Genomic DNA, 11,315 nt, shown 5'->3' on the forward strand with positions numbered 1-11,315 from the left:
ATGCGCATCTTCGACCCGCACATCCACATGACGTCACGCACCACCGACGACTATGCCGCGATGGCCGCGCACGGCGTCCGGGCGCTGGTGGAGCCGGCGTTCTGGCTCGGCCAGCCGCGGACCAGTGTCGGCTCGTTCGTCGACTACTTCGACGCGCTGATCGGCTGGGAGCCGTTCCGCGCGTCCCAGTTCGGCATCCGGCACCACTGCACGATCGCGCTGAACCCCAAGGAGGCCAACGACCCGCGCTGCCGCGAGGTGCTCGACGTGCTGCCGCGCTATCTCGCCAAGGACGGCGTGGTCGCGGTCGGCGAGGTCGGCTACGACTCGATGACGCCGGAGGAGGACGAGGTCTTCGCCGCCCAGCTCGAACTGGCCAAGCGCTTCGAACTGCCGGTCCTGGTGCACACTCCGCACCGCGACAAGGCCGCGGGTACGACGCGGACGCTGGACGTCGTCCGGGAGTCGGGCCTGCCGGCCGGAAGCGTCGTGGTTGACCACCTCAACGAGGTGACGGTCAAGGAGGTCGCCGACTCCGGCTGCTGGATGGGCTTCTCGATCTATCCCGACACCAAGATGGATCCGGACCGGATGGTCGTGATCCTGCGGCAGTTCGGCACCGAGCGGATCCTGGTGAACTCGGCCGCCGACTGGGGCAAGTCCGATCCGCTGCGCACCTTCGCGACCGGCCAGGCGATGCTCGCGGCCGGCTTCACCGAGGACGACGTCGACCGGGTGCTCTGGCGTAATCCAGTCGAGTTCTACAGCCAGTCCGGTCGCCTCGACCTCACCGATGGCACGGCCGAGGACACCTTCGCCGGGAACTCGATCCTGCGCGGAGCGCGGTCATGAGGTTCCGGCACGCCGACGGTTCGCTCGTCCACCTCGCGTACTGCACCAACGTGCATCCCGCCGAGGACCTCGAAGGCGTGATCGCGCAGCTCGACGGATGCTCCTCACTGGTCCGCAAGCAACTCGGTGTTCCCGTGCTCGGCGTCGGGCTCTGGCTCGCGCACCGGCTGGCCGATCGGCTGGCCAATTCGTCGATCGCGCTCAACCGGCTTCGCCAGGCCCTCGACCGCAACGGTCTGGAAGTCGTCACGCTCAACGGCTTCCCGTACGCCGGGTTCCACGACCGCGTGGTCGGCAAGAAGGTCTACCTGCCCGACTGGACCGAGCCCGAACGCTTGCGCTACACCCTCGACCTGATCGAGGTGCTGGCCAAGTTGATGCCCGCCGACGCGGCGTACGGGTCGATCTCCACGCTGCCGCTGGCCTGGCGTCATCCCTGGTCGAAGGAGCAGGACGCGGCCGCGCGCACGGCGTTCGACCGGATCCAGGTGCGGCTCGCGCAGGTCGAGACGAATACCGCCCGCCGGATCCGCGTCGCCGTCGAACCCGAACCGGGCTGCGTGCTCGAGATGGTCCCGCAGGCCACCCGCTGGCTCACCCCGTACGCCGGTCCCGCGCGGATCGGCCTGTGCCTGGACACGTGCCATCTGGCGGTCCAGTTCGAGGATCCGGCCGGCACCTTCGCGACGACGGCGGCGGCCGGGGTCGAGATCGTGAAGAGCCAGGTGTCGGCTGCGCTGCACGTTCCGGATCCGAAGGACGCCGAGGCGGCGCGGCTGCTGGCGGAGTTCGCCGAGCCGAAGTTCCTGCACCAGACCCGGGAGTGGGGTGGGCCCGGCGTCGACAACCTGGATGAAATCGACCAGCTGTCCGGGAACGCGGCCTGGCGTGTGCACTTTCACGTCCCGGTGCACGCCGTTCCTCGTGCGCCGTTGACCAGTACGACCGACGTGCTGGAGGACTGCCTGGCGCACTTGGTCGGTGGCGCGCATCCGCTGACGCAGCATCTGGAGTCCGAGACCTACACCTGGTCCGTGCTTCCGGACGGACCGGCGAACCAGCAGGAACTGGCCGAAGGCATCGCCGCCGAGCTGGCCTGGCTCCGCGACCGCATCACCGCGCTCGGACTGGAGGAGGTCACATGAGCACGCAAGTGGTCGTTCTGGACGTGGTCGGGCTGACGCCCCGGTTGCTCCGGAAGATGCCGCGGCTCCGGTCGTTGCCGCTGACAAGGAATCTGGAGACGGTGCTGCCGGCCGTGACGTGTTCCGCGCAGGCGACGTTCCTGACCGGCGAGCTGCCGTCGGAACACGGTGTCGTGGGCAACGGCTGGTATTTCCGGGACCTCGGCGAGGTCTACCTCTGGCGGCAGCACAATCGGCTGGTCCAGGGCGACAAGGTCTGGGACCTGGCCCGGCGCCGCGACCCCTCGTACAAGGTGGCGAACGTGTGCTGGTGGTACGCGATGGGCGCGGACACCGATCTGCTGGTCACGCCGCGGCCGATCTACTACGCCGACGGCCGGAAGGCGCCGGACTGCTACACCCGGCCGGTGGAGCTGCACGACCGGCTGACCGCGCGGCTCGGCGGCTTCCCGTTGTTCAGCTATTGGGGTCCGACCGCGGGCATCAAGTCGAGCCGCTGGATCGTTGCGGCCGCGCGTCAGATCCTTGCTGAGGACAACCCAGACCTGCTGCTCACGTATGTGCCGCACCTGGACTACGACCTGCAGCGATACGGCGCGTCGTCGGTGCAGGCGACCCGGGCCGCGATCGAGCTGGACGCCGTACTGGCTCCGCTGCTGGAGGACGCGCAGGCGCGCGGAGCGACGGTGATCGTGCTGTCGGAGTACGGGATCACCGACGTGTCGCGACCGGTGGACGTGAACCGCGTGCTGCGGTCCGAAGGGCTGCTGGAGGTGCACACGCAGGACGGGATGGAGTACCTGGACCCGTGGACGTCCCGCGCGTTCGCGGTCGCCGACCACCAAGTCGCGCACGTCTACGTCAAGGACCCGGCCGATGTCGATGCCGTCGGCAAGCTGCTCGCCGGGGTGACTGGCGTCGCCGAGGTGCTCGATGCCGAGGGCAAGAAGCGGTACGGGCTTGCCCACGAGCGGGCCGGTGAACTGGTCCTGGTCGCGGAACCCGATGCCTGGTTCACCTATTACTACTGGCTCGACGACGAGCGGGCGCCGGACTTCGCGCGCGGGGTCGAGATCCACCGCAAGCCGGGCTACGACCCGGCCGAGCTGTTCTTCGATCCGGCCGACAAGTGGGTCAAGCCGCGCGCGGCGTCGTACTTGCTGCGCAAGAAGGTCGGGTTGCGGTACGCGATGCAGGTGGTGCCGCTGGATCCGTCGATCGTGCGTGGCTCGCATGGGCGGTTACCGGCCTCGACTGAAGACGGTCCGGTGTTCCTGAGCAGCGATCCGGAGCTGGTGTCGGGTGAGGGACCGATCAAAGCCACCGCGGTCAGGGATCTGCTGCTGAAGGCCGGCGGGCTGGGCTGAAGCGCGCGGTTCAGGCGGACTCGCGGACCACGATCTCGGTCGGCAGGGTGACCGAGTCGGCGGTGCCATGGGCGATGAGGTCGAGCAGGAGCCTGGTGGTCCGCGCCGCCTGCTCGCCCATCGGGCTGCGCACGGTGGTCAGCGCGGGCGCGGTGTAGAGCGCGGCCTCGATGTCGTCGAAACCGATCACCGCGACGTCGTCCGGCACCCGCCGGCCCGCCTCGCGCAAGGTGCGCAGGGCACCGATCGCCATCAGGTCGTTGGCCGCGAACACCGCGTCCAGCTGCGGGTCGTCGGCCAGCAGTTGCCGCATCGCGTCCGCGCCGGAGATCCGGGTGAAGTCGCCGAGGGCAACGATCGACCGGCGCCCGGTGTCCTTCAGCGTCTCCCGGTACGCCGTCAACCGGTCCTGCGCCGCGGTCATGTCGAGCGGCCCGGAGATCGTCGCGATCCGCTGCCGGCCCTGGTCGAGCAGGTGCTGCACGGCCTTGGTCGCGCCGCCGAGGTTGTCGTTGTCGACCCACGGCATCAGGCCGGGGGTGGCCAGTCGTCCGTGCGACACGATCGGCAGGCCGGTCCGAGCCAGGACGGCGGGCAGCGGGTCCGCGCCGTCCATCGAGACCAGCATCGCGCCGTCGACGTGGCCGGCGGCCAGGTACTGCTCGACGCGCTTGCGGCTCTCGTCGGACCCGGCCAGCACCAGCGACACCTGCTTGCCGGCCGCCTCGAGCTCCCGGCTGGCCGCGCGCACGACCATCGCGAACATCGGGTCGTCGGAGGCCAGGCCCTCGGGCGGGTCGGAGACGATGATCGCGATCGTGTTGGTCTTCTGGGTGACCAGGTTGCGGGCCGCGCCGTTCGGCACGTAGCCGAGCTCGGTCACCGCGGCCATCACGATCTGCCGGATCTCCGGCGCGACCGTGGGCTCGCCGTTGATCACCCGGGACACGCTGGACTTGGACACCCCGGCCCGGGCCGCGACCGCGTGCAGCGTCGGTCGTCTCACGGGCACCCCCTCGGCAACGGTCAGGGGAGCGTTCCCCAGCCACGAGCATCCCGGCGGTTCCGGAACCTTGTCAAGCACCCGAGGGCGATCCCGCGGGCTGCGCAATGCCGTCGCACAAAGGTCATGGGGCCTCCCGGTCTGGACTGAGAAGCGGAGGGAGCGAAGCGACTGCAGCGACGAGGGAAGGCCGGGAGACAAAGCCCCATGACCACGCGGCGCCGGAGGCGACGCCAACAATGCTGAGCTCTTGACACCGTTCCCTGAGGAGGCGACTCTCAGACTCGGGGAACGTTCCCCGAACCTCCTGCCCGCCCCTGGAGATGCCCATGCGTTTGTCCCGTAGACCGTCGCGGCTCAAGACCGCGACCCTCGTCGCCGTCGCGACGAGTTTCGTCCTCGCCCTGCTGGTCGCGCCGCCCGCCGACGCCGCCGACCCGCTGCTGTCCCAAGGCAAGACCGCCACCGCGTCGTCCGCGGAGAACGTCGCCTTCCCCGCCTCGGCCGCCGTCGACGGCGACCCCGGAACCCGCTGGTCGAGCGCGTTCGGCGACCCGCAGTGGATCCAGGTCGACCTCGGCCAGACCGCCACCATCAGCCAGGTCGCGCTCAGCTGGGAGGCGGCGTACTCGACCGCGTTCCAGGTGCAGACCTCCGCCGACGGCACGAACTGGTCGTCGATCTACAGCACCACGACCGGTGCCGGAGGCAACCAGACGCTGGATCTCAGCGGCAACGGTCGCTACGTCCGGCTGCTCAGCACGGCCCGCGCAACCCAGTGGGGTGTTTCGCTGTGGGAGTTCAAGGTGTTCGGGACCACTGGTGGCGGTCCCGGACCCGGCAGCAAGCTGCTGTCGTACGGCAAGACCGGCGCGGCGTCCTCGCAGCAGCACGACAGCAACTGCTGGGAGTGCACGCCGGCCCGCGCGTTCGACCTCGACCCGGCGAGCCGCTGGGCCACCGCGACCGACTCCGGCTGGGTGGACCCGGGCTGGATCTCGGTCGACCTCGGTGCCGTCGCGCAGATCGACAAGGTCGTGCTGCAGTGGGACCCGGCCTCGGCCAAGTCCTACGAACTGCAGACCTCGAACGACAACGTGAACTGGACCCGGATCTACTCGACCGCGAACGGACCGGGCTTCAAGGAGACACTGACCGTCTCCGGCACCGGCCGCTACGTCCGGATGTACGGCACGCAGCGCAACACGCCGTACGGGTACTCGCTGTGGGAGTTCCAGGTCTACGGCACCGGTGGCGCGCCGAACACCCCGCCGGCCCCGCCGAGTGACCCGGCGAACCCGCCGCAGCTGATCTGGTCCGACGAGTTCAACGGCTCGGCCGGCAGCAAGCCGGACGCGGCGAAGTGGACGATCGATCCCGGCACCGGGCCGAACAACGAACTCGAGTACTACACGAACAACAACAACGCCTCGATGAACGGCAACGGCAACCTGGTGATGGAGGCCCGCAAGGAGGCCACGCCGGGCTCGTCCTGCCCGATCGACCCGCTGACCGGCAGCGGCACCTGCCAGTACACCTCGCACCGGATGAACACCGGCGGCAAGTTCACCACGACGTACGGCAAGATCGAGGCGCGGGTGAAGATCCCGAAGGGCGCGGGCCTGTGGCCGGCGTTCTGGATGATGGGTGCGGACTTCCTCACCGGCCGGCCCTGGCCGTACAACGGGGAGATCGACATCCTCGAGGTGCTCGGCAAGGACGTGAAGACGGCGTACTCGACCGTGCACGCGCCGGCGTACAACGGCGGTGGCGGCATCGGTGGCTCGTACACGCTGCCGAACGGCGCCGACTTCTCCGACGACTTCCACGTCTGGGCGGCCAGCTGGGACAGCAAGGGCATCGTCTACACGCTCGACGGCCGCACGGTCTTCACGCTCGACAAGGCCCAGGTCGAGGCGACCCGTGGTCCATGGATCTTCGACCACCCGTTCTACATCATCCTCAACCTCGCCGTCGGCGGTGACTGGCCCGGTCCGCCGAACGCCAGTACGCCGTTCCCGGCGCGGATGCTGGTCGACTACGTGCGGGTGTACCGATGACGGCGCGCCGGGTTCTGCGGCTCGGCACCGTCGCCGTCGGGCTGCTGGCACTGCTCGGTGCCTACCTGGTCTGGACGGGCCGTCCCGCGCAAGCCGCAGAAACCCTGCTGTCGCAGGGGCGTCCGGTCGTCGCGTCGTCGGTGGAGAGCGGCGCGTTCCCGGCCGCGGCCGCCGTCGACGGTGACGGCGGGACGCGCTGGGCGTCCAGCTTCTCGGACAACCAGTGGCTGCAAGTCGATCTCGGGTCCAGCCAGACCTTCAACCGGGTCGTGCTGAAGTGGGAGGCGGCGTACGCGCGCGGGTTCGCCGTACAGACGTCCGCGGACGCAACGGCCTGGACGACTGTGCACACCACGACCAACGGGACCGGTGGTGAGCAGAACCTGAGCGTGTCCGGCACCGGCCGGTACGTGCGGGTGCTGATCACGCAGCGGGCCACCCAGTGGGGCGCGTCGCTGTTCGAGTTCCAGGTGTACGCCGGGACGCCGGGCGGCGGTCCGATCGTGCGGGTGGCCGAGTTCCTCGCGGATTGCCCGTACACGCATCGCCTGCCCGACGACCCGATCGTGTTCCCGAACCTGCCCGGGGCGTCGCACATGCACAGCTTCTTCGGGGCCACCGTGACGAACGCGCACACCACCGTGAACGACCTGGTGAACTCGCCGACGTCGTGCAACCCCGCGGAGGACAAGTCGTCGTACTGGGTGCCGACGCTGTACGTCGACAACCAGCCGGTCGAGCCGACCGGGACGACGTTCTACTACCTGGGCGAAGGTGTTCGCGACGACGTGATCGCGCGGACGCAGCCGCTGCCGTTCGGGCTGCGGATCGTGGCCGGCAACGCGAAGGCGACCGGGCCCGGTGACAACACGATCTCGCGATGGTCCTGTCTGCACGCCGGTGACGCCGGCTCGGGGCACGACTTCATCAACTGCCCGGCCGGGTCGATGCTGGAGTCGTACCTGGACTTCCCGCAGTGCTGGAACGGGCGTGACCTGGACTCGCCCGATCACAAGAGCCACATGGCGTATCCGGTGAACGGCGACTGCCCTGCTACTCACCCGGTTCCGGTGCCGAAGCTGCGGCAGGTGCTGCGGTATCCGGTGAACGGGCCGACCGCCGGCTTCCGGCTGGCGTCGGGTGGTGGGTTCACGATGCACGGTGACTTCTTCAACGCCTGGCCGGTGGCGGAGATGGCGCGCCGCGTGAACGACTGCATCCGCCCGATCATCAAGTGCGGGGCCGACGGTCACCCGTAGGTCCGCTCGGACCGCCGGGCGGGTCCCCGTCCCAGGACCCGCCCGGCTGCTTTTGGAAAGAACTCTTCCTTACCCTCTGTACTGTGGCTGACACCGTCTGTACGCTCGGCTCACACCGCCCCCGTTCGTTGTTCTTCGAGGAGCTCTCGTGAAAGCTCTTGCCTGCGTCGTGTTGCTCGCCTCGCTGACCGCCTGTGGCTCGTCGGCCGCGTCGCCGCCGCCCACCCCGGCGCCGGCCGGTACGCCGTCCGCGACCGCGAGTGTGTGGGACATCGACCCGTCGTTCAACGCGACCGATCTGGCGTGGATCGAGCTGATGATCCCGATGGACCAGCAGCTCCTGCGGGTACTTGCCTTGGGTGAGAAGCAGGCGGCCGATCCTGCGGTCCGCGCGTTCGCCGGCCAGGTCGCCGCGGGTCATCGAGCCGAGCTGGACAGACTCGTTGCCCTGCGCACCCGTTCTCGGCTGCCGGTCCGCAATCCGCACGAGGGGCATGACATGCCGGGCATGATTACCGAGCCGGAAATCGTTGCCCTCGGCAAGGCAACTGGCGCGGCGTTCGATGCGACGTTCCTCAAGAACCTCAAGGAACACCTGGACCAGTCGATCGTGCTGGCCCGCGGCATCACCAAGGACGGCAAGGACCCCGAGGGCAAGAAGCTCGCCGCCAGCATCGTCACCACCCGAACCACTCAACTGAAGCAGCTCGCCACCCTCGATTGACGCGGCTCCGAGCGCTGTCTGGTCGAACGACTGATTGCGGAGATACGCAGGCGTAGGACCTGCGTTATTCACACGACGGTCGTGACGCCCGGCACTACGCAGAGAGCGGACGCGGCGACACCATGTGACGGACGAGTCCGGACATGGGGAGGTCGGCGTGGAACAGTACGAGCTGTACTGCCTGGCTGATCGGCTCTTCTACGACACCCCGACCAATCGCGGCGCGGAGCAACCGGACTTCGCGGCGTGCGCCCGGCCGGTGCCGCCCGGTTGGGAGCACGAAGCCGGCGAGGTGTGGATGCACTACGCCCCGGCGGACGCGCGGATCCCGGCCCAGGGCTGGAAGATCCACGTGTCGGCCGGTCTCGACGACGCCGACCGGACGCTTGCCGCGGTCTGGGACTACTGCGTCGACCGCCGGCTGGCGTTCAAGTTCCTGCGCAGCAAGCCGGTCCTGATGATGTTCAACTCCAAGTCGGCCTTTCGCGGGTCCAGCGGCAAGCTGGTCACGATCTATCCGGCCGACGAGGCGCAGCTCGAGCTGGTGCTGAAGGAGCTGGACGGCATCCTGGAGGGAGTCCAGGGCCCCTACATCCTCAGCGACCTGCGGTACGCCGCCGGCCCGCTCTTCGTGCGGTACGGCGCCTTCGCGACCCGGTACTGCCTGTCGGACAGCGGCGAACGGGTCTACGCCCTGGAGGACGAGCAGGGTCGCCTGGTTCCCGACGTTCGCGGCCCCATCTTCTCGACGCCGTCGTGGGTGACGTTGCCGTCCTTCCTGGAACCGCACCTGGAGGCCCGCAACGCGGTGACCACCAACGACCTGGCGTACGTGATCGAGAGCGTCATCCAGTTCTCCAACGGTGGTGGGGTCTACCTCGGTCACCATCGCGACACCGAGCAGAAGGTGGTTCTCAAGGAGGGCCGTCCACTGGCCGGGCTGGACGTGCTCGGCCGGGACGCGGTGGCCAGGGTCGGTCACGAGCGCGACATCCTGCGGCAGCTGGCCGGCCTGGAGGTCGTCCCCGCGGTGCACGACTACCTCCAGCTCGGCGACCACCACTTCCTGGTCCAGGAGTTCATCGATTCCAACCCCCTGCAGCGGTTGATCGTTCGTCGCTACCCGTTGACCCGGCCGGACGCCGGGGCGGAGGAGCGGACGGCGTACGCCGAGTGGGCGCTCGGGATGCTGACCCGGGTCGAGCGGGCGGTCGCGGCGCTGCACGAACGCGGCGTGGTGTTCAACGACCTGCACCCCGACAACATCCTGATCGACGCCGACGACCGGTTGGTGCTGATCGACTTCGAGGTGGCGACGCTGGTCACCGAGCAGGCCCGGTCCGCGCTGGCGCATCCCGGCTACGCCGCGCCTGCCGATCGCCAGGGGCCTGACGTGGACCGCTACGCGCTGGCCTGCCTGACGCTCGGGATGTTCGCGCCGCAGGCCACCATGCTGCTGAGCCTCGATCCGGGAAAGGCCCACCAGCTGACCGACCTGATCAGCGAGACCTTTCAGGTGCCCAGGGCAACCATCGAGCCGGCGGTCGAGACCATTCTCGGCGACCGGTCGGCGGACCAGGACGGCCCCGCGTCGCTCCAGGACGGTCCACCGGTGCCCGGCAGAGCCGCATGGCCGGACCTGCGCGCCGCCCTCGCCAAGGCGATCACGACCGCGGCGACTCCGGAGCGGACGGACCGGCTGTTCCCCGGCGACATCGCGCAGTTCCAGCCGGGCGGAGGCATCAACCTGGCCCACGGAGCGGCCGGCGTGCTGTATGCCCTGGACCGCTGCGGTGCCGGCCGCTTCCCGCAGTACGAGGACTGGCTGCGTCGGCGCGCGCTGGACACGGTGGCCGGGCCCGGCCTCTACGACGGGCTGCACGGTGTCGCTCTGGTGCTGGACGAACTCGGGCACCGGCAGGACGCGCTCGACCTGCTGGATCGCACCATGACGCAGCCGGTCGACGTACTGGAGTTGGGTCTCTCCTCGGGGCTGGCCGGGATCGGGCTCAATCTCTTGCGGTTCAGCGCCGAGCCGGCCGCCCTCGCGCTGGCGACCCGGGTGGTCGACGAGGTCGCCGACCGGCTCGGTGGACCCGAGGACGTCCCCGAGCTGAGCGGCGACGGCCGTCCACGCGCGGGCTTGATGTTCGGCTCGTCCGGACCGGCGCTGCTGTTCCTGCACGCCTACGAACGCAGCGGCGATACCGGGCTGCTCGACCTCGCGCGGATCGCGCTCCAGCAGGACCTGCGACGCTGCACGGCCGACCAGTACGGCACGCTCCAGGTCAACCAGGGTTGGCGCACGTTGCCGTACCTGGAAGAGGGGTCGGTCGGGATCGCCCTGGTGCTCGACCGCTACCTGCGCCACCGTCCCGACGACGATCTCGCCGCGTCCCTCGATCCGCTGCGCAAGGTCACCCACTGCGGCTACTTCGTTCAGCCCGGCCTGCTCATGGGACGCGCCGGCGTGCTGCTCGCGGCTGCGCAGGTCGAGCCGAGTGCGCTCGACCAGCTGATCGCCGGACTGGGCTGGCACTCGCTGCGCTACGGCGACGGACTGGCGTTCCCCGGCAACCAGTTGCTGCGGCTGTCCATGGACCTGGCGACCGGTTCCGCCGGCGTCCTGCTGGCGCTCGGCGCCGCTCTGCACGAGCAGCCGGTGGCCCTCCCGTTTCTCGAGCCCGCTCAGAGGCTCGAACCCAACCAGCACCGGAAGGAGGTGTAGAACAATGGCACTTCTCGATCTGCAAGGTCTCGAGGCCCCCACCGGGGGCGGCGGACACGGCGGTGGCGGCAGCACGCTGACGGTTCTCGGCTGCGCATCCGGCAGGCCCAGCAACCTGAGCCTTCTGCTCTGTCACTGAGGTGCGAGCGGTCCCGGGCGAGCGTGTCCGAGCTCGTC

Annotated in this window: 9 protein-coding genes; 8 read left to right on the top strand and 1 reads right to left on the bottom strand. The window is 69.4% G+C overall.

Annotated elements, in window-relative coordinates; translation table 11 throughout:
- Genes ACQPXM_RS14025 through ACQPXM_RS14035 form a run of 3 tightly spaced genes read left to right on the top strand, consistent with a single transcriptional unit; the run spans position 1 to position 3,364 of the window.
- A complete protein-coding gene (locus ACQPXM_RS14025; RefSeq protein WP_432948546.1) occupies positions 1-852 on the top strand; it encodes a TatD family hydrolase in 852 nt (283 codons plus the stop codon).
- Positions 849-1,997: a metabolite traffic protein EboE gene (gene eboE / locus ACQPXM_RS14030; RefSeq protein ID WP_432948548.1), complete on the top strand. Its 1,149-nt coding sequence runs from the start codon at positions 849-851 to the stop codon at positions 1,995-1,997. Before ACQPXM_RS14025 ends, eboE begins: the two co-directional genes overlap by 4 nt.
- Complete coding sequence (locus ACQPXM_RS14035) at positions 1,994-3,364, top strand: alkaline phosphatase family protein (RefSeq protein WP_432948550.1); 1,371 nt, start codon at positions 1,994-1,996, stop codon at positions 3,362-3,364. Before eboE ends, ACQPXM_RS14035 begins: the two co-directional genes overlap by 4 nt.
- 10 nt (positions 3,365-3,374) lie before the next feature.
- On the opposite strand, the gene ACQPXM_RS14040 is transcribed toward ACQPXM_RS14035, so the two are convergent.
- Complete coding sequence (locus ACQPXM_RS14040) at positions 3,375-4,370, bottom strand: LacI family DNA-binding transcriptional regulator (protein WP_432948552.1); 996 nt, start codon at positions 4,368-4,370, stop codon at positions 3,375-3,377.
- A gap of 326 nt (positions 4,371-4,696) precedes the next feature.
- Between ACQPXM_RS14040 and ACQPXM_RS14045 the strand changes: the two genes are divergently transcribed.
- The 5 genes from ACQPXM_RS14045 to ACQPXM_RS14065 all read left to right on the top strand — a co-directional run bounded on the left by ACQPXM_RS14045 (position 4,697) and on the right by ACQPXM_RS14065 (position 11,277).
- Entirely contained in the window at positions 4,697-6,427 is a 1,731-nt protein-coding gene (locus ACQPXM_RS14045) for a discoidin domain-containing protein (RefSeq protein ID WP_432948554.1), read from the top strand.
- Positions 6,424-7,686, top strand: a complete 1,263-nt coding sequence (locus ACQPXM_RS14050; protein WP_432948556.1) for a DUF1996 domain-containing protein — start codon at positions 6,424-6,426, stop codon at positions 7,684-7,686. Before ACQPXM_RS14045 ends, ACQPXM_RS14050 begins: the two co-directional genes overlap by 4 nt.
- A 148-nt stretch (positions 7,687-7,834) precedes the next feature.
- Positions 7,835-8,410: a DUF305 domain-containing protein gene (locus ACQPXM_RS14055; RefSeq protein WP_432948558.1), complete on the top strand. Its 576-nt coding sequence runs from the start codon at positions 7,835-7,837 to the stop codon at positions 8,408-8,410.
- A gap of 157 nt (positions 8,411-8,567) precedes the next feature.
- Positions 8,568-11,138, top strand: a complete 2,571-nt coding sequence (lanKC, locus tag ACQPXM_RS14060; protein ID WP_432948560.1) for a class III lanthionine synthetase LanKC — start codon at positions 8,568-8,570, stop codon at positions 11,136-11,138.
- Positions 11,139-11,142: 4 nt separating this feature from the next.
- Positions 11,143-11,277, top strand: a complete 135-nt coding sequence (locus tag ACQPXM_RS14065; RefSeq protein WP_432948562.1) for a SapB/AmfS family lanthipeptide — start codon at positions 11,143-11,145, stop codon at positions 11,275-11,277.
- The last annotated feature ends 38 nt before the right edge of the window (positions 11,278-11,315 follow it).

It is taken from the genome of Kribbella sp. CA-253562 (genome assembly GCF_050942265.1).
GTDB lineage: Bacteria > Actinomycetota > Actinomycetes > Propionibacteriales > Kribbellaceae > Kribbella.

What these genes read in the sequence shown, in the direction of transcription:
- ACQPXM_RS14025 (WP_432948546.1), top strand. Translation starts at nt 1, where the DNA reads ATGCGCATCTTCGACCCGCACATCCACATGACGTCACGCACCACCGAC.
- ACQPXM_RS14035 (WP_432948550.1), top strand. Translation starts at nt 1,994, where the DNA reads ATGAGCACGCAAGTGGTCGTTCTGGACGTGGTCGGGCTGACGCCCCGG.
- eboE (WP_432948548.1), top strand. Translation starts at nt 849, where the DNA reads ATGAGGTTCCGGCACGCCGACGGTTCGCTCGTCCACCTCGCGTACTGC.
- ACQPXM_RS14050 (WP_432948556.1), top strand. Translation starts at nt 6,424, where the DNA reads ATGACGGCGCGCCGGGTTCTGCGGCTCGGCACCGTCGCCGTCGGGCTG.
- ACQPXM_RS14045 (WP_432948554.1), top strand. Translation starts at nt 4,697, where the DNA reads ATGCGTTTGTCCCGTAGACCGTCGCGGCTCAAGACCGCGACCCTCGTC.
- ACQPXM_RS14065 (WP_432948562.1), top strand. Translation starts at nt 11,143, where the DNA reads ATGGCACTTCTCGATCTGCAAGGTCTCGAGGCCCCCACCGGGGGCGGC.